The 21631-nt window shown below is 71.3% G+C and carries 24 protein-coding genes and 1 tRNA gene; 17 read left to right on the top strand and 8 right to left on the bottom strand.

Translation table 11 applies throughout. The annotated features are described in order from the left end of the window. Positions 1 to 387 precede the first annotated feature (387 nt). The 7 genes from ACFVVO_RS29150 (at position 388) to ACFVVO_RS29180 (ending at position 5285) form a co-directional block, all read left to right on the top strand. On the top strand, positions 388 to 825 hold the full coding sequence (locus tag ACFVVO_RS29150) for a DUF3052 domain-containing protein (RefSeq protein ID WP_390058801.1): 438 nt from the start codon (positions 388 to 390) through the stop codon (positions 823 to 825). 126 nt (positions 826 to 951) lie between these two features. Then, positions 952 to 1410: a redoxin domain-containing protein gene (locus ACFVVO_RS29155; protein WP_199210387.1), complete on the top strand. Its 459-nt coding sequence runs from the start codon at positions 952 to 954 to the stop codon at positions 1408 to 1410. Positions 1411 to 1524: 114 nt separating this feature from the next. Continuing rightward, entirely contained in the window at positions 1525 to 2100 is a 576-nt protein-coding gene (locus ACFVVO_RS29160; protein WP_390058803.1) for a calcium homeostasis/redox stress adaptation protein, read from the top strand. Between the two features lie 98 nt (positions 2101 to 2198). Beyond that, on the top strand, positions 2199 to 2777 hold the full coding sequence (locus ACFVVO_RS29165; protein ID WP_358927190.1) for a TerD family protein: 579 nt from the start codon (positions 2199 to 2201) through the stop codon (positions 2775 to 2777). A 96-nt stretch (positions 2778 to 2873) separates the two neighbouring features. Continuing rightward, positions 2874 to 3056, top strand: coding sequence for a hypothetical protein (locus ACFVVO_RS29170; protein WP_390058805.1), 183 nt, complete (start codon positions 2874 to 2876; stop codon positions 3054 to 3056). 173 nt (positions 3057 to 3229) lie between these two features. Then, positions 3230 to 4369 carry a DUF475 domain-containing protein gene (locus tag ACFVVO_RS29175; protein WP_390058807.1) on the top strand — a complete coding sequence of 380 codons (1140 nt, stop codon included), beginning with the start codon at positions 3230 to 3232 and terminating at the stop codon, positions 4367 to 4369. Between the two features lie 178 nt (positions 4370 to 4547). Then, on the top strand, positions 4548 to 5285 hold the full coding sequence (locus ACFVVO_RS29180) for a Tellurium resistance (protein WP_390059098.1): 738 nt from the start codon (positions 4548 to 4550) through the stop codon (positions 5283 to 5285). Positions 5286 to 5288: 3 nt separating this feature from the next. Here the strand turns inward: ACFVVO_RS29180 and ACFVVO_RS29185 are convergent, their stop codons facing one another. Next, entirely contained in the window at positions 5289 to 6092 is an 804-nt protein-coding gene (locus ACFVVO_RS29185; protein WP_390058809.1) for a TerD family protein, read from the bottom strand. A 176-nt stretch (positions 6093 to 6268) separates the two neighbouring features. Here ACFVVO_RS29185 and ACFVVO_RS29190 point away from each other — a divergent pair, with 176 nt between their 5' ends. From ACFVVO_RS29190 to ACFVVO_RS29200, 3 genes are read left to right on the top strand one after another with little or no spacing between them, the layout of a single operon-like run. After that, positions 6269 to 7435 (top strand): HpcH/HpaI aldolase/citrate lyase family protein, encoded by a 1167-nt coding sequence (locus tag ACFVVO_RS29190; RefSeq protein WP_390058811.1) that lies wholly within the window; start codon positions 6269 to 6271, stop codon positions 7433 to 7435. A 22-nt stretch (positions 7436 to 7457) separates the two neighbouring features. Beyond that, the gene (locus tag ACFVVO_RS29195) at positions 7458 to 9917 is read left to right on the top strand and encodes a phosphoribosyltransferase (protein WP_390058813.1); all 2460 of its coding nucleotides are present in this window, start codon (positions 7458 to 7460) and stop codon (positions 9915 to 9917) included. Continuing rightward, positions 9917 to 10747, top strand: a complete 831-nt coding sequence (locus ACFVVO_RS29200; protein WP_390058814.1) for an HAD family hydrolase — start codon at positions 9917 to 9919, stop codon at positions 10745 to 10747. The genes ACFVVO_RS29195 and ACFVVO_RS29200 overlap by 1 nt, the downstream gene beginning before the upstream one ends. Here the strand turns inward: ACFVVO_RS29200 and ACFVVO_RS29205 are convergent, their stop codons facing one another. The 3 genes from ACFVVO_RS29205 to ACFVVO_RS29215 form a co-directional block, all read right to left on the bottom strand. Continuing rightward, positions 10748 to 10981 (bottom strand): zinc ribbon domain-containing protein, encoded by a 234-nt coding sequence (locus ACFVVO_RS29205; RefSeq protein WP_390058816.1) that lies wholly within the window; start codon positions 10979 to 10981, stop codon positions 10748 to 10750. 31 nt (positions 10982 to 11012) lie between these two features. Then, positions 11013 to 11618, bottom strand: a complete 606-nt coding sequence (locus ACFVVO_RS29210) for a DUF4383 domain-containing protein (protein WP_390058818.1) — start codon at positions 11616 to 11618, stop codon at positions 11013 to 11015. A 116-nt stretch (positions 11619 to 11734) separates the two neighbouring features. Then, positions 11735 to 13135, bottom strand: a complete 1401-nt coding sequence (locus ACFVVO_RS29215; protein ID WP_390058820.1) for a hypothetical protein — start codon at positions 13133 to 13135, stop codon at positions 11735 to 11737. A gap of 214 nt (positions 13136 to 13349) precedes the next feature. Between ACFVVO_RS29215 and ACFVVO_RS29220 the strand changes: the two genes are divergently transcribed. Both ACFVVO_RS29220 and ACFVVO_RS29225 read left to right on the top strand, forming a co-directional pair. Then, positions 13350 to 13424: transfer RNA gene (locus ACFVVO_RS29220), tRNA-Val, on the top strand. A gap of 328 nt (positions 13425 to 13752) precedes the next feature. Beyond that, positions 13753 to 14487, top strand: coding sequence for a hypothetical protein (locus ACFVVO_RS29225; RefSeq protein WP_390058822.1), 735 nt, complete (start codon positions 13753 to 13755; stop codon positions 14485 to 14487). Between the two features lie 128 nt (positions 14488 to 14615). On the opposite strand, the gene ACFVVO_RS29230 is transcribed toward ACFVVO_RS29225, so the two are convergent. Continuing rightward, positions 14616 to 14969, bottom strand: a complete 354-nt coding sequence (locus ACFVVO_RS29230) for a hypothetical protein (protein ID WP_390058824.1) — start codon at positions 14967 to 14969, stop codon at positions 14616 to 14618. 72 nt (positions 14970 to 15041) lie between these two features. Next, positions 15042 to 15995 (bottom strand): ketopantoate reductase family protein, encoded by a 954-nt coding sequence (locus ACFVVO_RS29235; RefSeq protein ID WP_390058826.1) that lies wholly within the window; start codon positions 15993 to 15995, stop codon positions 15042 to 15044. Positions 15996 to 16088: 93 nt separating this feature from the next. Between ACFVVO_RS29235 and ACFVVO_RS29240 the strand changes: the two genes are divergently transcribed. The 3 genes from ACFVVO_RS29240 to ACFVVO_RS29250 all read left to right on the top strand — a co-directional run bounded on the left by ACFVVO_RS29240 (position 16089) and on the right by ACFVVO_RS29250 (position 18035). Beyond that, positions 16089 to 16322 (top strand): DUF2277 domain-containing protein, encoded by a 234-nt coding sequence (locus tag ACFVVO_RS29240; protein ID WP_360663416.1) that lies wholly within the window; start codon positions 16089 to 16091, stop codon positions 16320 to 16322. A gap of 425 nt (positions 16323 to 16747) precedes the next feature. Beyond that, positions 16748 to 17203, top strand: a complete 456-nt coding sequence (locus ACFVVO_RS29245; protein WP_390058828.1) for a DoxX family protein — start codon at positions 16748 to 16750, stop codon at positions 17201 to 17203. A gap of 268 nt (positions 17204 to 17471) precedes the next feature. Continuing rightward, positions 17472 to 18035 carry a DedA family protein gene (locus tag ACFVVO_RS29250; RefSeq protein WP_390059099.1) on the top strand — a complete coding sequence of 188 codons (564 nt, stop codon included), beginning with the start codon at positions 17472 to 17474 and terminating at the stop codon, positions 18033 to 18035. 100 nt (positions 18036 to 18135) lie between these two features. Here the strand turns inward: ACFVVO_RS29250 and ACFVVO_RS29255 are convergent, their stop codons facing one another. Beyond that, positions 18136 to 18780: an HNH endonuclease family protein gene (locus tag ACFVVO_RS29255; protein ID WP_390058830.1), complete on the bottom strand. Its 645-nt coding sequence runs from the start codon at positions 18778 to 18780 to the stop codon at positions 18136 to 18138. Between the two features lie 376 nt (positions 18781 to 19156). On the opposite strand from ACFVVO_RS29255, the gene ACFVVO_RS29260 reads away from it, so the two are divergent. Together ACFVVO_RS29260 and ACFVVO_RS29265 are read left to right on the top strand one after the other, a co-directional pair. Continuing rightward, positions 19157 to 19738, top strand: a complete 582-nt coding sequence (locus ACFVVO_RS29260; RefSeq protein ID WP_390058832.1) for a TMEM165/GDT1 family protein — start codon at positions 19157 to 19159, stop codon at positions 19736 to 19738. 188 nt (positions 19739 to 19926) lie between these two features. Next, the gene (locus ACFVVO_RS29265) at positions 19927 to 20595 is read left to right on the top strand and encodes an HAD-IA family hydrolase (RefSeq protein ID WP_390058833.1); all 669 of its coding nucleotides are present in this window, start codon (positions 19927 to 19929) and stop codon (positions 20593 to 20595) included. 52 nt (positions 20596 to 20647) lie between these two features. On the opposite strand, the gene ACFVVO_RS29270 is transcribed toward ACFVVO_RS29265, so the two are convergent. Continuing rightward, positions 20648 to 21589: a peptidoglycan-binding protein gene (locus tag ACFVVO_RS29270; RefSeq protein ID WP_390058835.1), complete on the bottom strand. Its 942-nt coding sequence runs from the start codon at positions 21587 to 21589 to the stop codon at positions 20648 to 20650. Positions 21590 to 21631 lie beyond the last annotated feature (42 nt).

The raw sequence follows: 21631 nt of genomic DNA on the forward strand, positions 1-21631 counted from the left end.
GGGCCACTGTTTCACTCGTGCCTACACCGTTCCCCATCGTGTACCTCGGGAAGACGTACGTCATCTCTACCGTGGGGTAACCGGCACACGGGCTCGGTCAAAACGCAACGATACGCCCGGGGTGTGACAGGCTTGCCAAACTTGTTCGAGAGTCGCTTGACTGGATGATTCCGAATGGAACAAAGCGGGCACAAGCGTGTGATGTGGGTCGGGCCGAATCGGGATACGGTGCCAGGAGTTGCGCCGACACGGCCGGGATCGTCACCGTTTCGGCGGTCCGGACGGCCCGGTACTTGCGCGATCCGTCCCGCCCGTGTGGACTACGGCCAATGCTTCGCGCACGCGCGTGGCTGAGATAATCAACAAGACATGATCAGGAGGCAAACCGTGAGCGCGACCGCGGACCACGCGGAGGAGCGGACGAACCCTGCCGCCAGGCTGGGGTTCCAGCCCGGGCAGGTGGTCCAGGAGATCGGCTACGACGACGACGTCGATCAGGAGCTCCGCGAGGCCATTGAGGAAGCCGTCGAGGGTGACCTGATGGACGAGGACTATGACGACGTGGCCGACGCCGTCGTGCTGTGGCACCGCGACGAGGACGGTGACCTCACCGACGCGCTCGTCGATGCCACGACGTACATCGAGGAGGGCGGCGCCATCCTGCTGCTCACGCCCAAGACCGGCCGCAGCGGATACGTGGAGCCGAGCGACATCTCGGAGGCCGCGACGACGGCCGGGCTGACCGCGTCCAAGAGCGTCAGCGTCGGCAAGGACTGGAGCGGCAGCCGCCTGGCTACGCCGAAGGCCGCCAAGTCGAAGAAGTGACCGCCGCCGGGCCGGGCCCAAGGGTCCGGTCCGGCCGCCGCCGGCCCCCCGGTGATCGCTGCGTAGGGTGGAACCGAGCGCTTGCCGCGCTCTGACCCGAACAGCCCACCGAAGGGATGTACGACGATGGCGATCCAGGTCGGCGACAAGGCGCCCGATTTCGAGCTCAAGGACAACCACGGCCGCACCGTGAACCTCGCCGACTTCCGCGGCGAGAAGAACGTGGTGCTGCTCTTCTACCCCTTCGCCTTCACCGGCGTGTGCACCGGCGAGCTGTGCGAGCTGCGCGACAACCTGCCGAAGTTCGCCGACCGCGACACCCAGCTCCTCGCCGTCTCCAACGACTCCATCCACACCCTGCGCGTCTTCGCCGAGCAGGAGGGCCTGGAGTACCCGCTGCTGAGCGACTTCTGGCCGCACGGCAACGTCTCGCGCGCCTACGGCGTCTTCGACGAGGACAAGGGCTGCGCCGTCCGGGGCACCTTCGTCATCGACAAGGAGGGCGTCGTGCGGTGGACCGTGGTCAACGGACTGCCGGACGCCCGGGACCTGAACGAGTACGTGAAGGCGCTCGACACCCTGTGATCCGCCGGGTCCATGGTCTGCGGAGAGCGGGAACCCGTTACTAGGATCGGCACGTTGATCCCATATCCGAAGCACGACGGGGCTTCCCGCCCCTGAACACCACATGGAGGACCCGTGGGAGTCAGCCTCAGCAAGGGCGGCAACGTATCGCTGACGAAGGAGGCCCCGGGCCTGACCGCCGTCATCGTCGGACTCGGGTGGGACGTGCGCACCACGACCGGCACCGACTTCGACCTCGACGCCAGCGCGCTGCTGCTCAACAACGCCGGCAAGGTCGCGAGCGACCAGCACTTCGTCTTCTTCAACAACCTCAAGAGCCCCGACGGCTCGGTCGAGCACACCGGTGACAACATCACCGGTGAGGGCGAGGGTGACGACGAACAGATCAAGGTCAACCTGGCCGGTGTCCCGGCCGACGTCGACAAGATCGTCTTCCCGGTGTCGATCTATGACGCCGAGAACCGCCAGCAGTCCTTCGGCCAGGTGCGCAACGCGTTCATCCGCGTCGTCAACCAGGCGGGCGAGCAGGAGATCGCACGCTACGACCTGAGCGAGGACGCCTCCACCGAGACCGCCATGGTCTTCGGCGAGCTGTACCGCAACGGCGCGGAGTGGAAGTTCCGCGCCATCGGCCAGGGGTACGCCTCGGGTCTGCGTGGCATCGCCCAGGACTTCGGCGTCAACGTCTGACACGTACGACAGCACCAGCGTCCGGCGCCGCACCGTTTACGGGCGGCGCCGGACGTGCAGGACAACCAAAGAAGCACCACTAGGGGAGGACCAGCATCATGGGCGTCACGCTCGCCAAGGGAGGCAACGTCTCCCTCTCCAAGGCCGCACCGAACCTCACCAACGTCATGATCGGGCTCGGCTGGGACGCGCGCTCCACCACCGGCGCCCCCTTCGATCTGGACGCCAGTGCCCTGCTGTGCGGCGCCGGGAACCGGGTGCTGGGCGACGACTGGTTCGTGTTCTACAACCAGCTCACGAGCCCCGACGGTTCGGTCGAGCACACCGGCGACAACCTCACCGGTGAGGGCGAGGGTGACGACGAGTCGATCCTGGTGGACCTGACCAAGGTCCCCCTCCAGTGCGAGAAGATCATCTTCCCCGTCTCGATCCACGCCGCCGACGAGCGAGGCCAGACCTTCGGCCAGGTCTCCAACGCCTTCATCCGTGTGGTCAACCAGGCCGACGGCCAGGAACTGGCCCGCTACGACCTGAGCGAGGACGCCTCCACCGAGACCGCCATGATCTTCGGCGAGCTGTACCGGTACCAGAGCGAGTGGAAGTTCCGGGCCGTGGGGCAGGGGTACGCGTCGGGGCTGCGGGGCATTGCCCTGGATTTCGGAGTCAACGTCTCCTGAAGCCGGACACGGCGCGTGCGGAGGGCCTTCGGCCGCCTCGCCCTGGCCGGGCGAGACCCTGGCACGTCGCCGCCTTCGGACGAACGGAGTGTGCTCGTGAAACGGGAACCCGGACAGACGCCGCCGCTACGACTCGACCCCGCACTCTCCGCGCTGGTGTATTGCGCCGTACTGATCGCCGGCGTGGTCCTGATCATTTCCGGACGGGCCAACCCGGTCGAGGCTTCCGGGTTCACCTCTCCCTTCCTCGTGATCTTCGAGGGAGTCAAGGGGCGCTGACGGAACGAGGCGGGGACCTGCGGCGTTGTGACGGAGGTCCCCTCGCCGCCCCTTCCGGCGGAGTGCCCCTCTAGACTCGTGGTCAACATTTAGCAAAGCCGAGTACGGCGCGGGGGAAACTCTCCCCCCAGACATCGTCTGGGAGGTGCCCCCACAACACGATGGGGTAGCCAGTGCTTCTGAAAACCTTCGGCTGGTCGTTCGCGGTCACCGCGCTCGGCCTGGTCGCGGCCGCGTTCTACGGGGGGTGGACCGCCTTCGGCATCGTGGCGATCCTCGCCGTCCTCGAGATCTCGCTGTCGTTCGACAACGCGGTGGTCAACGCCGGAATCCTGAAGAAGATGAGCGCCTTCTGGCAGAAGATCTTCCTCACCGTCGGCGTCCTCATCGCGGTCTTCGGCATGCGGCTGGTCTTCCCCGTCGTCATCGTCGCGATCACCGCCAAAATGGGCCCGATCGAGGCCGTCGACCTCGCGCTCAACAACAAGGACCGCTACCAGGAACTCGTCACCGACGCCCACCCGGCGATCGCCGCGTTCGGTGGCATGTTCCTGCTGATGATCTTCCTGGACTTCATCTTCGAGGACCGGGACATCCAGTGGCTGCGCTGGATCGAGCGGCCGCTCGCCAAGCTCGGCAAGGTCGACATGCTGTCGGTCTGCATCGCCCTGATCGTCCTGCTCATCACCGCCTTCACCTTCGCCACCCACGCCCACCAGCACGGCGGCGCCCACGTCGACAAGGCGCAGACGGTCCTGATCGCCGGCATCGCCGGCCTGATCACCTACATGATCGTCGGTGGCCTCTCCGGCTTCTTCGAGGACCGGCTCGAGGAGCAGGAGGAGCGCGAGCACGAGGAGGAGGAAGAGGCCGCGCGCACCGGCAAGAAGCGCTCGCCGGTCGTCCTGGCCGGCCAGGCGGCGTTCTTCATGTTCCTCTACCTCGAGGTCCTGGACGCGTCCTTCTCCTTCGACGGTGTGATCGGCGCCTTCGCCATCACCAACGACATCGTCCTGATGGCGCTCGGCCTCGGCATCGGCGCGATGTACGTCCGGTCCCTGACCGTGTACCTGGTCCGCCAGGGCACCCTCGACGACTACGTCTACCTCGAGCACGGCGCCCACTACGCCATCGGCGCCCTGGCCGTGATCCTCATGGTCACCATCCGGTACGAGATCAACGAGGTCATCACCGGTCTCGTCGGCGTCGTCCTGATCGCCTGGTCCTTCTGGTCCTCCGTCCGCCGCAACCGCGCCCTCGCGGCCGCGGGCGAGGGCTCCGACGAGAAGGCGGAGGTCTCCTCCGGGGTCTGACAGCCCCCTGGTGAGCCCCGGGGCCCTTCGTCCGGATCGGGCCGGCGTGAGGCTCCTAAGGGCAAGATCAGGGACGTGACGGGGTGTGACGCCCCGCGCCGTGAGGAACGCTCTGATCGGGGCGGCCGACGTGGTCGGCCGCCCCGACGGCGTTCGAGACGAGTATCTGGGGGCGGGAATGGGATTCTTCGACGGGCTGCGCGGCGGACGCGCAGCCGAGTTCGACTCGGGCAGCGCCGGGAGCAACGCGATCGAACTGACCCGGCGGCACCAGCAGGTGTCCCTCACCAAGCAGGACGCGGCCACCGGTCACCTGCGCGTCAACCTGGCCTGGCGGATGCGGACCTCCGACTTCGACGTCACCCAGCGCACCAGCCTCTTCCGGCACCCCTTCCGGGCACTGAAACCACCGGAGGTGCTCGGTCACGGCCAGAGCATGGTCAACGTCGACCTCGACCTGGGCTGCCTGTACGAACTGACCGACGGCACCAAGGGGGTCGTCCAGCCCCTCGGCGGCTACCTCGGCGACGTCAACGCACCGCCGTACATCAAGCTCAGCGGCGACGACCGGTTCGGTTCGGCGTCCGGCGAGACCATGTACGTCAACCTGGACCACCGGGACGCCATCAAGCGGCTGCTGGTGTTCGTGTACATCTACGACCGCACACCGGCCTTCGACCGCACGCACGCCATCGTCACGCTCTACCCCAGCAACGGGCCACGCATCGAGATAGGCCTGGACGAACGCCATCCACAGGCCCGGTCCTGCGCGGTCGTGATGATCGAGAACGTGAAGGGGGAACTGGTCGTCCGGCGCGAGGTGAAGTTCGTCTACGGCTTCCAGGGCGAACTGGACCGGCTGTACGGATGGGGACTGACCTGGGGGCGGGGCTACAAGTCGAAGGTGGAGCAGTAACCCCTACCGGCCGATGAACTGCGGCCCCTGGGGCGGCAGCCGGAAGTCCGGGTCCAGCGGAGCCGCCAGGGCCGGCTGCGACTGCGGATAGCCGTAGGCGGGCAGCCCAGAGGCCGGCTGCGGATAGCCGTACGCCGGCTGCCGGGGCGACGCCGGCTGCGGATAGCCGTACGCCGGCTGGGACGGCACCGCCGTCGTCGGCCGCTCCGGCGGCAGGGGCTGGGACGTCGTCTCCGGCGGGGCCTGCCGCGGCTCCTCCACCTCCGACTCGTCCACCGAGATGCCGAAGTCCGTGGCCAGGCCCCGCAGACCGTTCGAATAGCCCTCACCCAGCGCCCGGAACTTCCAGCCCTCGCCACGCCGGTACAGCTCACCGCAGATCAAGGCGGTCTCCGCACCCGTCTCCGGCTTGATCTCGAAATGGGCCAGCGGCTCACCGTCGGCGACGGCGGCGTCGTACAGCAGGATGCACAGCGCCGGGACCTGGTCGAAGGAGACACCGTCCGCCGACGCGACCAGCAGAACACGGCCCACACCGGGCTCCACACCGGCGAGGTCCGACTGGATGGTGTCGGTCAGGCCCTCCGGGACCCGCTTCTTGCCCAGCCGCCAGACCTTCCCCGACGGATGCCGGGGCTGGTTGTAGAACACGAAGTCCTCGTCGGAGCGCACACGGCCGTCCTGGCCCAGCAGCAGCGCCGAGGCGTCCACGTCCGGAACCCCCTGCCCGGGCGTCCAGCGCAGCACGGCGCGCACCGTGGTGGCCTCGAGCGGGATGTTGGACCCCTTCAGCATCGCGTGCGTCATGCGGTCATCCTGCCTTCTGGGTCCTGGCCACGACAATGCGGGGTGTGGTGGCGCCGGCGCGGGCCGGTTACCGGAAGTTCATGCCCTGAGGGAACCTCCGACATAGATCCCTACGTACTATTACCGGCCACCCTTTACCGAATCCAGAGGTCCGACCCGGACCCCCAAGGAGCTGTATGCGTCATTTCGGGCATATCGCCCCCGAGGTGCGGAAGCGCCTCTTCCATCAGGAGCCGTGCGAATTCACTGCCGACTCCCCGGCCCGGCTGCTCTCCGCGGCCCTGGGCGCCACGCTGTACAGCCCGGCCACCCGGCCCCAGCTGGCCGACGACATCGTCAAACAGGCCGGCAGCGGCGTGGTCTCGATGGTGCTGTGCCTGGAGGACTCCATCAGCGACGCGGACGTCGCCGCAGGCGAGGAGAACCTCGTCCGGCAGTTCGCCGACCTCGGCTCCCGCACGGGCACCGAACCGCCCCTGCTGTTCATCCGGGTGCGGGCCCCCGAACAGATCCCCGACCTCGTACGGCGCCTCGGACCCTCCGTACGGCTGCTGTCCGGTTTCGTCCTGCCCAAGTTCACCGAGGAACGCGGCACCCCCTTCCTGGAGGCCCTCGCCCTCGCCGAGACCGAGAGCGGACACCGGCTCTTCGCCATGCCCGTCCTCGAATCGCCCGAGCTGCTCTACCGCGAAAGCCGCGTGGACACCCTAGAGGGCATCGCCCGCGCGGTCGGCAAGTCCCGCGACCGGGTCCTCGCCCTGCGCCTCGGCGTCACCGACTTCTGCTCCTCCTACGGCCTGCGCCGGGCCCCCGACATGACCGCCTACGACGTCCAGATCGTCGCCTCCGTGATCGCCGACGTGGTCAACATGCTGGGCCGCGCCGACGGCAGCGGATTCACCGTCACCGGCCCCGTCTGGGAGTACTTCCGGGTCCCCGAGCGCATGTTCAAGCCACAGCTGCGGCAGAGCCCCTTCCTGGAGGTGCAGGCCGTCCACCTGCGCGAGAAGCTCATCGAGCACGCGATGGACGGACTGCTCCGGGAGATCTCCCTCGACCAGGCGAACGGCCTCCTCGGCAAAACCTGCATCCACCCCTCCCACGTCCTGCCCGTGCACGCGCTGTCCGTGGTCAGCCACGAGGAGTTCAGCGACGCGGCGGACATCCTCCGGCCGGAACGCGGCGGCGGGGGTGTACTCAGGTCGGCCTACACGAACAAGATGAACGAAGTGAAACCGCACCGCGCCTGGGCCGAACGCACCCTGCAGCGTGCCGAGGTGTTCGGCGTGGCCGGCGAGGACGTCGGCTTCGTCGAACTGCTCACCGCCGGAATACCCGGCTGACCCCTCCCAACCCAAGGAACGCATGAACAACGCAGTGAACGACGGGGTCTGGTCCGGCAGCTGGGTCGCCGAGCGACTCGGAGTCGGACTGGAGGGCGACGACGGGCTGCCGGCCCTGCTCGGACTCGCGCTGCGCCGCAACCCCAAGCGGGCCCACCTCCTGGTCTCCAACGTGCTCGGCAAGCACGTACCCCAGTCGCCGTCCGTGGTCTACGGCCACGGATTCCGGCTGGGCCGCCGGGTCCGCGCGCTGCTCGGCGAGACACCGGCCGCCTCCGCCGTCGTCCTCGGCTACGCGGAGACCGCCACCGGCCTCGGCCACGCGGTCGCCGACGGCCTGGGCCTCGCCCCGTACCTGCACTCCACCCGCCGCCCCGTGACCGGCATCGCCCCCGCCGGCGGCTTCGAGGAATCCCACTCCCACGCCACCTCCCACCTGCTGCTCCCGGAGGACCCCGCCCTGCTGGCCGGCGACGGCCCGCTGGTCCTGGTCGACGACGAGTTCTCCACCGGCAACACGGTCCTCAACACCATCCGCGACCTGCACGCCCGCTACCCGCGCGAGCGGTACGTGGTGGTCGCCCTCGTCGACATGCGCTCACCCGAGGACACCGCTCGCCTGCAGCGGTTCGCGGACGGCATCGGCGCCCGCGTCGACCTGATCGCCGCCGCCTCCGGCACCGTACGGCTGCCCGACGACGTCCTCGACAAGGGCCGCGAGCTGGTCGCACAGCACGAGACCGGTAGGCCCGACGAGACGCCCGAACCGCCCCACGGCCGGATCTCCCGCGTCGACCTGCGCTGGCCCCACGGCCTGCCCGACGGCGGCCGGCACGGCTTCACACCCGCGCACCGCGCCCGCCTGGAAGCCGCCCTGCCCGCCATGGCGGCCCGGGTCGCCGAAGCGCTGCCCACCGGTGCCCGGCACGTCCTCGTGCTCGGCTTCGAAGAACTGATGTACGCCCCGCTGCGCCTCGCCCGCGAAGTGGAGCAGATCGCCCCGGAGACCCAGGTGCGCTTCTCCACCACCACCCGCTCACCCGTCCTCGCCGTCGACGACCCCGGCTACGCGATCCGCACCCGCCTGGTCTTCCCCGCCCACGACGACCCGGCCGACGGCCCCGGCGAGCGGTACGCCTACAACGTCGCGGGCGCCGGCTTCGACGCCGTCGTCGCCGTGGTCGACTCGGTCGCCGACACCCCCGCACTGCACGCCGGCGACGGCCTGGCGGCCCGCCTCGCCGCCCACACCCCGCACGTCCTGCTAGCCGTCATCCCCTCCTACGTCCCCACGTCCCCCGTCACCACCCCCGAAAGGCCGGCCATGCTGCCCGAGCCCCTCCGCGGCCCCGCCTTCTCCTCGTACCCGCCCGACGAGGTCGGCTGGCTGCTGCAGGACCTCTCGGACGTCACCCTCGAGGCGCCCACGGAGGAACGGGAGGAGGCCATCCAGAGCGGCGGGGCCCACTACGCAGAGTCGCTCCCCGTGGAGTACCAGCCCAGCGAGCAGTACCAGCGGCTGTTCCACGCCGCCCTGGACGACTCGGCCGCCCGGATCGCGCACGCCGTCGGAGTCGTCACCGAGACCGTCCTCAACGAGGGCTCGCCACGCCCCGTACTGGTCTCACTCGCCCGCGCCGGCACCCCCGTGGGCATCCTGATGCGCCGCTGGGCCCAGTTCCGGCACGGCCTCGACCTCCCCCACTACGCCGTCTCCATCGTCCGCGGCCGCGGCATCGACGCCAACGCGCTGCGCTGGCTGGCCGCCCACCACGACCCCCGGGACGTCGTCTTCGTCGACGGCTGGACCGGCAAGGGCGCCATCACCCGCGAACTCGCCCAGGCGATAGAGGAGTTCGAGAAAGCCGAGGGCGTCACCGGCTTCGACCCGGAGATCGCCGTACTCGCCGACCCCGGCTCCTGCGTACGCACCTACGGCACCCGCGAGGACTTCCTCATCCCCTCCGCCTGCCTCAACTCCACGGTCTCCGGCCTGATCTCCCGCACGGTCCTGCGCGCCGACCTGGTCGGGCCCGACGACTTCCACGGCGCGAAGTTCTACCGCGAACTCGCCGGCGCCGACGCCTCCATGGCCTTCCTCGACGCCGTCTGCGCCCGCTTCCCGGAGACCACCGACACCGTCGACAGCGCCGTGAAGGAACTCATGACCGAGGACCGCACCCCCACCTGGGCCGGCTGGCAGGCCGTCGAGCGGATCAGCGAGGAGTACGGCATCCACGACGTGAACCTCGTCAAACCGGGCGTCGGCGAGACCACCCGGGTACTGCTGCGCCGCGTGCCCTGGAAGATCCTCGCGAAGGCCGGCGCCGGCCCCGACCTGGACCACGTACGCCTGCTCGCCGAACAGCGTGGCGTACCGGTCGAGGAGGTCGGCGAACTGCCCTACACCTGCGTCGGACTCATCCACCCCAAGTACACCCGGGGCGCCACCGGCGCCGACGGCCTGGCGGTGAGCGCCTGATGCCGGTACTGGTGGCGAGCGACCTCGACCGCACGCTGATCTACTCCGCCGCGGCCCTGGCCCTGACCATGCCCGACGCACGGGCCCCCCGCCTGCTCTGCGTGGAGGTCCACGAGAGCAGACCGCTGTCCTACATGACCGAGACGGCGGCCCAGCTGCTCACCGACCTCGGCGACGCGGCCGTCTTCGTGCCCACCACGACCCGGACCCGCAAGCAGTACCAGCGCATCAACCTGCCCGGCCCCCAGCCGGCCTACGCGATCTGCGCCAACGGCGGACATCTGCTGGTCGACGGGGTCACGGACCACGACTGGCACGCGCGCGTACTGGCACGCCTCGCCGACGAGTGCGCGCCGCTGGACGAGATCCGCGAGCACCTGATGCGGACCGCCGACCCCGTCTGGCTGCGCAAGCACCGGATCGCCGAGGACCTCTTCGCCTACCTCGTCGTCGAGCGCGAACTGCTGCCCGACGACTGGGTCAAGGAACTGGCGGCCTGGGCGGAGAACCGCGGCTGGGCGGTCTCCCTCCAGGGCCGCAAGATCTACGCCGTCCCCAAGCCGCTCACCAAGAGCGCGGCCGTACGCGAAGTGGCCCGGCGCACCGGAGCCGAGCTGACCCTGGCGGCCGGGGACTCCCTCCTCGACGCCGACCTGCTCCTCGCCGCCGACCGGGGCTGGCGACCCGGACACGGCGAACTGGCCGACAGCCAGTGGACCGCACCGGCCATCACCACCCTGCCGGAACGGGGCGTGTTCGCCGGCGAACGGATCACCCGGGAGTTCCTGCGGGCCGCCCGGGGCGAAACACCGGCCGGCCCGTCCCGCTGATCAGCCGCAGCAGCCCCCGCCGCAGCAGCCCCCGCCGCAGCAGCCGCCGCCACCGCCCGGGTTCGGCGCCGCGGCCGGGGCGCCGGCCGTGCCGCCCACGGCCACCGTCGACAGCAGCTTCACCGTGTCGTCATGGCCCGCCGGGCAGGCGGCGGGGGCGGCGGACTCCGCCATCGGACGGCTCAGTTCGAAAGTGTCACCGCAGGTACGGCAACGGTACTCATAGCGAGGCATGCGCCCAGAGTAACCGGCACCCGCCCCGGACTCACCGCAGGCCGGGGCGGTCGGACCGGCCCTCCTCCTTACCCGGCAGCGGCATCGTCACCGGCGGAGTGCCGGTCTCGTGCTCACGCCCCGGAGGCTCGGTGGCCGGATCGGGATGACGGGCTCGGTAGTACGGATTGTCGGGTGGCAGGGTCGAACCGACCCGGCCGTACATGCCGAAGGTCATCAGCAGCAGACCCACGATGAAGCTGAAGATCACGTTCTGGATGCGGAACGCCAGGAAGTTGTAGTCGCCGTCCAGCAGCGCGAGGTTCAGGAAGCCGTTCAGCAGGAACAGGACCCCGAACACCATGTTCAGCGTGGACGCCACGTTCCCGCCGATCACCATGCCCGCCAGCAGGATCACCCCGACGACGATGGACAGCACACTCAGCGTGCCGTTGGTGTTCAGCCCGATGACCCTGTCACCGCCGGTGTTGAAGAAACCGATCTGGTCGATCAGCCCCAGAATGCCGAAGACGAGCAGGAACGCGCCGATCAGGCCGGCTCCGATGCGGTAGACCGTGTTCAGCCGGTGGTCGACGGGCAGGTGCTCGTCGAACCTGATCTGCCGTCGAGGCCTCGTGTGCACTGCGTGTGTGGCCATATCCGCCTCCTGTCGGGCGCTAGCGGAGGCCATCCGTGCCTCCAGCATCCGCCCGCCCACCCCGAACCGCCACCACACGGATCAGCGCCCCGGGGCCACACCGGACACCCGGCGGCTCAGCGGCCCGCGCCGCCCCCGCGCTCCTCGCGGATCCGCGACACCACACCGGCCACCGTCTGCCGCACCGCCTCCAGCTCCGTCAGGAAGTGCCAGTAGTCCGGGTGCCGCCCCTCCAGCGACCCGACCGCCCGCTCCAGCCGGCCCACCGCGTCGTCCAGCGGACGCGCATGCCGAGGATCGGGCGTCGTACGCCCCGTCATGGCCAGCCGCTGGGCATCCCGGATCGCGAACCGGGTCCGCTCCGTCTCCGCCTGCGGATCCTTCTGCACCGCGTTCAGCCGGGCGAGCCGGTCACCGGCGGCCGACACGGCCTCGTCGGTGCTGTTCAGCAGCGCCCGCACCGTCGACAGCAGCGACGTGGCGTCCGGCCACCGCTGCGCCTCCCGCGCCGCCTGCGCCTCACGCAGCTTCAGCTCGGCGTGCCGCACATTCTCCGCGGCCTGCGCGGGCACCTGCTGCAGATCCTGCCAGCACGCGGCCGCGAACCGCCGCCGCAACTCACTGAGCACCGGGTCGACCTGCCCCGCCCTGGTGGTCAGCGCCTGCGCGCGGGTACGCAGACTGACCAGCCGGTGATCGATCTCCGCCGCCCGCTCCGGCAGCCGCTCGGCCTCGACCCGGATCGCGGCGGCCTCCCGCTGCACCCGCTCGGCCCGCTCCAGCGTCTGCGGCACCCCGTGCTGCCCGGCGCCCTGGTTCAGCCTGGTCAGCTCGGGCGACAGCGCGGCGAGCCGGGCGGCGAGATCATCCGCCCCCAGACCCTTCCCACGAACGGCGTCCAGCGCGTTGCTCGCACCCAGCAGCGCCTGCCGGGCCCGCTCCACGGCCGGCGCGAGCCGGGCCAGCTGGGTCTCGGCCTTGCCCAGCAACGGCCCCAGCGAGCTGCCGAAACGGTCCAGCTCCTGCTTGACCCGGACCAGCTCGTCCTTGGCGGTGGTCAGCTCGCCGCGCGCCCGGGCGGCCGTGGCGGCCTCCAGACCGTCGCGGTCGAGGTCATGGGCGTCGACGGCCTGGATGTAGCGCTGACTGACCTCGTCTATCCGCGCGCCCAGCGCCTCGAAGTCGGCGACCGCGCGCCGGGCGGCGGGGGAGTCGTCGACGGCCGTGATGGTCTCCACCGAGATCCGCAGATCCCGCTGGGCGGTGTCCAGTTCGTAGAACGCGGCGGCCGCGGCGTCCTTCGCGGCCTGCGCCTCGGCCCGCTGACTCTCGGCACGCCCGCCGAACCACCGCCGGGTGCCGCCCCCGGCGAACGCGGCCGGCAGCACCAGCGCGACCATCACCGGCACACTCATCAGCGTCAGGACGTCACGCACCCCCGCGGACCCACGCCGGGTTCGTCCGGTCGGCGACGGCGGGTACGACTGCGTGGATGGCGTGCCCGATGTCGCCCTCACATCCCTCTCCCGTGCTGTGGTCCGCCCTATCTGGTGTCATTCTCCCACCTGTTGAAGACGAACACACGAGCCGATCAGTTCGCCGCACACTCCGGGACTTTCACCGACCGCGCCCGGAACGCACACCGGGCGGAAAGTGCGGCCTGCCTGCCCACACGCCCGCTCGGGCTTGCCGGGCCGCCGCGGGGACAATGTAGGCTGTCGACCTGTTCCAGGGTGCGTAGCTCAGGGGTAGAGCGCCTGCCTTACAAGCAGGATGTCGGCGGTTCGAAACCGTCCGCGCCCACCATGTGGACTTGAGAAGGCCCAGCCCCCCGCGGGGGGGCTGGGCCTTCGGCTTTGGCGTCGCGGCTTCGGCATCGGGGTGGGTCTGTCGCCCGGCCGGACCCGGTGATCACCTGCGCGGGTCAATCGGCGCCTCGCCGGGGTGCGGGGGCCGCGCGGTGGAAGTGCGATGGGCTTGCGGGCCGCTCTGTAGTGCTCCCCAGTTCTCCCCTCTCATGCTTCGCGACAGCTGTGGGGCCCGCCGCGGGGAAGGAAGACAACACGTGAACGGTCCGAACGTCACTGCCCGACGGTCCCGTGTCCGGTGCCGGGTCCTTTTCAGCTCCGCCGCGATGGCGGCCGCGCTCACGGGTCAGGTGCTTGCGCTCTCGCCCGCCGCGCACGCGGCCGGCGGTCCGACGCCGAGTGCCGGGCCGGTGCTGCCCGAGGTCATCCACGGGGTGCGGGAGTACACCGCGAACGGCACCTTCACGCCGCCCCGGGGGGTGACCCAGATCCACGTGCAGGCCTGGGGGGCCGGCGGCGGTGGCGGTGGCGGAGGCGGTGCCGTCGGGACGCGGGCCGGTGGCGGTGGCGGGGGAGGCGGTGCCGGCGGCTTCACCTGGTGCGTTCTCAACGTCAACCCCGGTCAGCAGTACAGGGTGACCCTGGGTGTCGGTGGCACTCGCGGCAACGGGGGCGGTGCCACCCAGAGCGGCACCAACGGCTCGGCCGGCGGCTCGACGACCTTCACGTCCCCGAGCCACACGACCCTGCTCACCGCCACCGGCGGTGGGGGCGGCGGCGCCGGCGGGGCCGGCCTGACCGCCCCCGGCACACCGGGTGCCGGTGGTCCCGGCGGCAGCGGTTACTGCACCAGCGCCGTCGCGGTGAACCGGACCGGCGCGAACGGGCGGTCCGGCTCCGGTCCGGCCGGCGGCGCGGGCGGGGCCGCGGTCGACGGCATCGTCGCGCCCCCCGTGGGGGACGGCAGCGGGGGCGACGGCGGCAACGGCGGTGTTCCGGCGAGCAGCGCGGGCACCAGGGGCGGCAACGGCGGCAACGGCTATCTCGTCGTGTTCGCCTAGACGCCCGTAGACGCCCGTAGACGCCCGGCGGACCCGGCCCGGCTCGACCCTGCCGGGCCGGGAACGGAGGACCCCGGCGGCATGACCGCCGGGGTCCTCCCGTGCGCACCCGCTGCCCGGGGCGCGCGTCAGCCCTGCTCCGTCCGCTCCTTCTCGGGCGTCTCGGGTGTGTGCTTCAGCCTGCTCCGGGCGTCCACGCGGTCCGGGCCGGTGAGGTCCGACCAGTAGCGATGGGTGCTGACGAACACCGCGAGCTCGTGCTCCCGCTGCCGCAGCTTCTCCACCTCCGCCTGTTCGTCCTCCGTCCACCCGGGGGACGCGGACCGCTCGATCTTGCGCCACCCGCTGTCGTCGCTGAAGCCGTCCAGCGGCTCGACCGACCAGGGGAGCCGCCTCAGCAGGGCCGACAGCTCGGCCCGTATCTGGTGCAGCTCCTCCTGACCGGCGAGCAGGTCACTCGGAAAGTCATAGGACGTACCCACGCGGCAATGGTACGCCTGTTCGATTTAGGGTGGCGAGATCGTTCCCGAGGTTCAGTCGAACGGGTGATCGGCTCAGTGGCCGCTCTCGCGCAGCTCCCCGACAAGGCGGGCCGCCACCGGCACCGGTACGCCGTGCCGGTCCGCGGCGCGCAGCAGCGCCCCGCCGATGGCGTCGAGTTCGAGCGCACGGCCCGCCTCGGCGTCGCGCTGCATGGAGGACTTGGTGGCGCCCGGGAAGGCGGCGTACCGGGCCAGGGCCCCGGCCGGGTCGGCGTGGGCGCCGCAGGCGCGGCTGACCGCGGCCGTCTCGGCGACCAGCGACCGCAGTTCCTCGTCGTGCCGGGTGCGCACCTCGCCGAGGGGGAGGCCGTACCGCGTGGTGAGCAGGGCGAGGGGCGCGAGGAACGCCATCTTCGCCCACAGCGCCGCCGTCTCGTCCTCGACGACCCGGGTGGCGGGGCCGGCGCCGGACAGGGCCGCGGCGAGCGCGTCCAGGCGCGGCCGGGGTGCGGTGCGGCTCGCCAGGTCGATCTCCGTGAAGGGGCTGTCGTGCTCGAGCACGCCCGGCGCGGTCCGGGTCGTCTCCACCCGGATCACCGCCGGGGCCACGAGGTCGGGGCGGTAGCGGGCGCGCAGGGTCGCGGGGTGCTCGACGCCGTTGAGGAGCGGTACGAGGAGGGCGTCGCCGAGCGCGGCGGGCGGGACGCGGGTGAGGGCGTCGTCCAGGCCGGTGTGCTTGACGGTGATCAGGCAGGCGTCCACCGGTTCGCGCAGTTCGGTGTCGGCCTCCACGGGTGCGGTGAAGTCGCCGAACTGGCGGCTGCGGACCTGGATTCCGCCGGTGCGCAGGGTGTCGGCCGTGTCCTCGCGGGCCAGGCAGATGACGCGGTGGCCGGAGCGGGACAGGAGGGCGGCGAGGAGGCCGCCGACGCCGCCGGGGCCCAGCACGGCCACGGTCCGCCTCGTCCGCTCCGGCTGCTCCGTCTTCTCGGCCTGTCCGGCCTTCCCGGTCTGCTTCGTCGTCATGAGGGAGTTCCTCTCGTCGGTCGGCCCCGTGGGTCGGTGGCCGCCTTCGGCGTGATCCTCGCAGGGCTGTGCGCGTTGCGTGAGACTGGGGGCATGTGCCGGAGTATCAAGACGCTGCGCCCGCCAGTACTGCCCGATGAGGCCACTGAGGACGACATTCACGCCGCCGCACTGCAGTACGTGCGGAAGGTCTCGGGGTTCCGGGCGCCCGCGGCTCACAACCGAGAGGTGTTCGAGCGAGCCGTGGAGGCCGTGGCGGAGGCCACGGCGGAGTTGCTCGGGGGACTGGAGGTGCGGGGGCGGGCCGTGCGGACGGCGGCGGAGTAGAGCGCGCTCCCGGGTGCCCCGGGCGGCCGGCCGGTCGCCGCTCGGGCGGGCCGCGCTGCCCGCGTCGGGGCCGGGCTGCCCGCGTCGAGTTCGGGGTGTTCGCCTGACGGGCCGTCACATGCCTTTCCTTGCAGAGGGGTTGATGCGGAGTTCGCCGTGGCCGGCGTGAGCCGAGTGGCGGCGATGGGTAGCCGTGCAGGGAGTGGATTCGGTCACACTTTCGGTCCATGTCGCGGCGCCGGGGGGTCCCGCTACGTGCGGTCGCGGCCGGAATGACGCCCCGAGCGGGCGTGGAACCATGGCCAAATGTTGAACTTGCAAGCATCGATTAGGTGCACCTAACCTGGGTTTCCATTCGGTACCGCCGCCCCCACGACCGGCCCGTCCCCGGCCGGCCCGACCGAACCGAAGAGGAGACCCCCCTCATGTCCGCACGTCTCAACTCCGCTCAGCCGTACGCCATCGGACTGTTCCGCGTAATCGCCGGCCTGTTGTTCACCGTGCACGGCGCCGCCTCACTGTTCGGCGTCCTCGGCGGTGCCATGGGCACCCACGGCGGGACCGTCGAGGCCGGCACCTGGCCCGGCTGGTACGCGGCGGTGATCCAGCTCGTCGCCGGCGGCCTCGTCCTGCTCGGCCTCGGCACCCGTGGCGCCGCGCTGGTCGCCTCGGGCTCGATGGCGTTCGCGTACTTCGACGTCCACCAGCAGGCCGCCCTGTGGCCCATCCAGAACGGCGGCGAGCTGTCGGTCCTGTTCTGCTGGTCGTTCCTGCTGCTGGTCTTCACCGGTTCCGGTGCCTTCGGCCTGGACCGGCTGGTCACCCGGCGTACGGCCACGACGCGGCAGCCGTCCGCCGAGCAGGCCCCGATAGCGGCCTGATCCGCTCACCGGGGCACTGCATCAAGGTGCCTCGGCAGGGCATACGGACACGGCGCCCCACCCCGCCCTCGCGCGGGGTGGGGCGCGTCGGGCCCGCTCGGTGTGAAGGGCGTGAAAAACGGGGTGACGATCACGTGCGCCCCCTGAGAACCTCCTGTCACACCCGCGGCGTACGCTGTACGGCTGTCAGGGGGGAGTCACGGGGGAACGGGGAGTAGTCGTGTGGGAGAGCCTGGGGTCGCTGGCCGCCGGCCCATGGATCTACGTCATGGTGGCCCTGTCGGTGCTGCTCGACGTCTTCCTGCCGGTGCTGCCGAGCGGTGTCCTCGTCATCACGGCGGCCACGGCGGCGGCCGCGGGCTCGGGTGCCGCGACGGGACGGGTCCCGCACGAGGTGCCGGACATCCTCGCCCTGATCCTCTCCGCCGCGACCGCCTCGCTCCTCGGTGACTTCGCGGCCTACCGGCTGGCCTGGCGGGGCGGGGAGCGCCTGGACCGGGCGATAGGCCGCTCCCGTCGGCTGACCGTCGCGCAGGAACGTCTCGGCGAGGCGCTGTCCCGGGGCGGCGGGGCCCTGGTGGTGCTGGCCCGGTTCGCGCCGGCCGGCCGCTCGGTGGTGTCCTTCTGCGCGGGCGCGGCGCACCGCCGGGCCCGTGACTTCGTCCCCTGGTCCGCGCTGGCCGGTCTGTCCTGGGCCGCCTACAGCGTCGCCCTCGGCTACTTCGGCGCCCGCTGGCTGGGTGCCACCTGGCTGGCCACCGGCGTATCGGTGGCCGCGCTGGTCGGCGCGGGTGCGGCGGCCGGGTTCCTGGTGCGGCGGCGACCGGCGTAGCGGTCCGGGCGCGGGGTTGTGGTCCCCGGTCGGGCGCTGACCGCCGCCCTCCCCGGACGCCTGTTCGTGGCGGCCGGAGAGGGCTGTGGGGGGCCGGCGGTCAGCAGCTCGCCAGGTAGTTCGTCAGCGCGGACTTCTCCGCCGTGTCGACCGACAGGTTGTAGTAGTACTTCACCTGCACCCAGGCACGGACGTACGTGCAGCGGTACGCGGTGCGGGACGGCATCCAGGTGGCCGGGTCCTGGTCGCCCTTGGCCTGGTTGACGTTGTCGGTGACGGCGAGGAGCTGCGGGCGGGTCAGGTCGTTTGCGAAGGCCTGCCGCTGGGCGGTGGTCCACTTGCTCGCGCCGGAGTCCCAGGCCTCGGCCAGCGGCACGAGGTGGTCGATGTCGAGGTCGGAGGCGGCGGTCCAGGTGGCGCCGTCGTAAGGGGAGTACCAGCTGCCGCTGGTGGCGGCGCAGGAGGAGTCGGTGACGACGTTCGTGCCGTCCCGCTTCAGGACCGTCTCGCGGGTGTTGCAGGTGCCGCTGATGGTGATCCAGAGCGGGAACAGGTCGCGGCTGTAGCCGGTGCGGTTCTCGGTGGCCACGGTCAGCTGGGAGAGGTAGCTGCGGGCCGTGGCGCCGCTGACCGGCGTGGGCAGGGCCGCGGAGGCGCTCGGCGCGTTGAACAGGGCGACGGAGGCTACCAGTCCGCTGAGGGTGGCGAGTATGCTCAGCCGTCGACGCGCGTAGAACCGGGACATGCGAACTCCCTTGTGGGGTGGGGATGTTGGAGCGCGGGTGTGGGAATGCTCGCGCTGCCGTATTGCCGGTTGGTGAGCGCTCGGTTAGAAGTTAGTGTCGTGTGCATGACACGACAAGGTTCAGGGCCGAACTTTCGATCCCGTACGATGGACGGTGCAGAAGGGGAGTAGCTCTTCGCCGGACCGTCGACATACTGCTCAGCGAGCCTGAGCCGGCGCCCGGAGGCGGATCCCGCGCGGACCGTCCAGCGAGACCTTCGGCAAGCAGTGCACGCCCGTGCCCCCGAGGCGCGGGCGCCGAGTGCGCTGCCGTGCCGAGGTGTCCTTTGTGAGGTACAGCACTCTCGGTGGGGCAGCCCCGACCGATTGAGGGACCTTGATCAGCATCACCGTGACGGCGCTCGTCTTCGGCGTCGTCTTCCTCGCCGAACTGCCGGACAAGACCGCGCTCGCCGGCCTCGTCCTCGGCACCCGCTACCGCGCCTCGTACGTCTTCGCGGGCGTCGCCGCCGCCTTCCTGCTGCACGTCGTGCTCGCCGTCGCGGCCGGCAGCGTGCTGACCCTGCTCCCGCAGCAGATCGTGCACGCGGTCACCGGTGTGCTCTTCCTCGGTGGCGCGGCGATGCTGCTGCTGAAGAAGGACGAGGGCGAGGAAGAGATCAAGAAGCCCGCCGACCAGTCCTTCTGGCGGGTCGCCGGCACCGGTTTCATGCTCATCCTGGTCGCCGAGTTCGGTGATCTCACCCAGATCATGACCGCCAACCTCGCCGCCCGATACGACGACCCGCTGTCCGTCGGCCTCGGCGCGGTCCTCGGCCTGTGGGCCGTGGCCGGGTTCGGCATCGTCGGCGGAAAGGCCCTGATGAAGCGGGTGCCGCTGCGGCTGATCACGCGGATCGCGGCGCTGCTGATGCTGGGTCTGGGCGTGTGGAGCCTGTACGAGGCCGTCGCCGGCTGAGCGAACGCACGGTGAACCCTCGGTGGCGGTGGTGGCGGTACCGCGACATGTTTTGTACCGTGGAGAAACAAAGTGGCTCCCGCCCGTTTTCCCTGACCGGCGGGCGGGGCCGTTTTGTCTCCGCCCCACCCCGCCCAGCCCTGCCCCTTCATTCCGTTCCTCTGGGAAGCCCCAGGGAGGAGCTGCCGATGCCGGCCACCGCCACGCCCACCGTCCTCACCGCCCGGGCCCTCCTGCTCGACATGGACGGCACCCTCGTCGACTCGGACGCCGTGGTCGAGCGCATCTGGCGGCGCTGGGCCGAGCGCCACGGGCTGGACGGCGACGAGGTGATGAAGGTCGTGCACGGACGGCAGGGCCACGCCTCGATGGCGGTGCTGCTGCCCGAGCGGCCGGTGGAGCGGAATCTCACCGACAACGCCCGCATGCTCGCCGAGGAGACCGCCGACATGGACGGCGTGGTCGAGGTGCCCGGCGCCGGTGCCTTCCTCGCCTCCCTGCACGGCGTCCCGCACGCCCTGGTGACCTCCGCCGATGTCGCCCTGTCCACCGCCCGCATGGCCGCCGCGGGGCTGCCGCTGCCCGACGTGCGCGTCACCGCCGAGTCGGTGGGGGCGAGCAAGCCCGACCCCGAGGGCTTCCTCAAGGGCGCGGCGGAACTGGGCGTGGACCCGGCGGACTGTGTCGTCTTCGAGGACTCCGGGGCCGGTATCGCGGCCGGACGGGCCGCGGGGATGCGGGTCGTCGGCGTGGGGGCGCGGGCCGCTTCGCACGGGCCGGACGTCGTGGTGCCGGACCTGACCGGAGTCCGGGTGGAACCCGCCGGGGACGGAACGATCCGGCTGCACCTGGCCTGAGCCGCGGTCTGGCCCGAGGCGCCCTCTTGTGGAACGTCCCAGAGGGTCGCGGCTACCAGGTCTCCGACTCCAGCTTCGCGCGGGTCGCCGCGCCGTAGACCCCGAGTGTGTCGCCTTGGACGCCGCGGGCCAGTTGATACGTGCGCACGGCGTCCTCGACCGGGCGCGTGTACACACCGTCGATGTGGTCGGGGTAGAGGTTCAGCGCGCTCAGCCGGGTCTGCAGGTCGATGACCTCCAGGCCCTGGTCGCCACGGCGCAGGACCAGCGCCGTGGCGGTCGGGCCGGGGCTGCCCGACGCCGTGCCCGAGGGGGCCGGACGGGAGGCGCTGCCGGACGCCGAGGGGGCCGTCCCGGGCGAGGAGGGCGTGGGCGCCGGGAGGCCGGCGGCCGACGGGGACGCGGGCCGGGAGGAGAAGGCGGAACCCGGCGACGTCGGCGCCTCGTCCGGCACGCTCTCCCGTACTTCCGGTGCCGTCCGGTCCCGGGTCGGTTCCTGGTAGGAGAACAGCCCGCTCGCGAGACCCACGGCGGCCACCACCACACCGGCGCCCGCCACGCACAGCAGGGCGGTACGGCGTCGGCGGGTACGGCCGACGGGTCCTGTCGGGGCCGGGAACGGCTCAGCGCCGAAGTCCCCGAGCGGCTGTAAGTCCCTCGTACTGCCGGGCCCGTGCGATGCGGCGCCCTCCGCGGCCGGCCCGCTCGCCCGGGCGGCGTCCGCCGAGGCTTCCCCGTCCGGCAGGGCCGCCCCGTACGGCAAGGCCTCCTTCTCGGCCGGTTCGGCCAAGCCGTCCCCGCCCCCGTCCCGGCCCCCCACCTCCACGTACGGCCGTATGCGCAGTGAGTCGAATTCCTCAGCCGCGGCCGCCTCGGCCGTGCGCGTCTCGCGCAGCGCCTCGGACGCCCGCTCCGTGCAGTCGCACGACGGTGTGTTGTCCGGCCCTCTGGGCGCACCGCACTCCGGGCAGGTGTGGCCGCTCGACTCCGTCATGTGTTCGCCCCGTCCCCTCGCGAGCTTCAGAGGATATGCAGA

Origin of the sequence: Streptomyces sp. NPDC058145, from assembly GCF_042884245.1 — a bacterium.
GTDB lineage: Bacteria > Actinomycetota > Actinomycetes > Streptomycetales > Streptomycetaceae > Streptomyces.

What these genes read in the sequence shown, in the direction of transcription:
- ACFVVO_RS29225 (WP_390058822.1), top strand. Translation starts at nt 13,753, where the DNA reads ATGGCGGCCGCGCTCACGGGTCAGGTGCTTGCGCTCTCGCCCGCCGCG.
- ACFVVO_RS29195 (WP_390058813.1), top strand. Translation starts at nt 7,458, where the DNA reads ATGAACAACGCAGTGAACGACGGGGTCTGGTCCGGCAGCTGGGTCGCC.
- ACFVVO_RS29265 (WP_390058833.1), top strand. Translation starts at nt 19,927, where the DNA reads ATGCCGGCCACCGCCACGCCCACCGTCCTCACCGCCCGGGCCCTCCTG.
- ACFVVO_RS29240 (WP_360663416.1), top strand. Translation starts at nt 16,089, where the DNA reads ATGTGCCGGAGTATCAAGACGCTGCGCCCGCCAGTACTGCCCGATGAG.
- ACFVVO_RS29270 (WP_390058835.1), bottom strand. Translation starts at nt 21,589, where the DNA reads ATGACGGAGTCGAGCGGCCACACCTGCCCGGAGTGCGGTGCGCCCAGA.
- ACFVVO_RS29165 (WP_358927190.1), top strand. Translation starts at nt 2,199, where the DNA reads ATGGGCGTCACGCTCGCCAAGGGAGGCAACGTCTCCCTCTCCAAGGCC.
- ACFVVO_RS29250 (WP_390059099.1), top strand. Translation starts at nt 17,472, where the DNA reads ATGGTGGCCCTGTCGGTGCTGCTCGACGTCTTCCTGCCGGTGCTGCCG.
- ACFVVO_RS29200 (WP_390058814.1), top strand. Translation starts at nt 9,917, where the DNA reads ATGCCGGTACTGGTGGCGAGCGACCTCGACCGCACGCTGATCTACTCC.
- ACFVVO_RS29235 (WP_390058826.1), bottom strand. Translation starts at nt 15,995, where the DNA reads ATGACGACGAAGCAGACCGGGAAGGCCGGACAGGCCGAGAAGACGGAG.
- ACFVVO_RS29155 (WP_199210387.1), top strand. Translation starts at nt 952, where the DNA reads ATGGCGATCCAGGTCGGCGACAAGGCGCCCGATTTCGAGCTCAAGGAC.
- ACFVVO_RS29205 (WP_390058816.1), bottom strand. Translation starts at nt 10,981, where the DNA reads ATGCCTCGCTATGAGTACCGTTGCCGTACCTGCGGTGACACTTTCGAA.
- ACFVVO_RS29185 (WP_390058809.1), bottom strand. Translation starts at nt 6,092, where the DNA reads ATGACGCACGCGATGCTGAAGGGGTCCAACATCCCGCTCGAGGCCACC.
- ACFVVO_RS29245 (WP_390058828.1), top strand. Translation starts at nt 16,748, where the DNA reads ATGTCCGCACGTCTCAACTCCGCTCAGCCGTACGCCATCGGACTGTTC.
- ACFVVO_RS29255 (WP_390058830.1), bottom strand. Translation starts at nt 18,780, where the DNA reads ATGTCCCGGTTCTACGCGCGTCGACGGCTGAGCATACTCGCCACCCTC.
- ACFVVO_RS29210 (WP_390058818.1), bottom strand. Translation starts at nt 11,618, where the DNA reads ATGGCCACACACGCAGTGCACACGAGGCCTCGACGGCAGATCAGGTTC.
- ACFVVO_RS29190 (WP_390058811.1), top strand. Translation starts at nt 6,269, where the DNA reads ATGCGTCATTTCGGGCATATCGCCCCCGAGGTGCGGAAGCGCCTCTTC.
- ACFVVO_RS29180 (WP_390059098.1), top strand. Translation starts at nt 4,548, where the DNA reads ATGGGATTCTTCGACGGGCTGCGCGGCGGACGCGCAGCCGAGTTCGAC.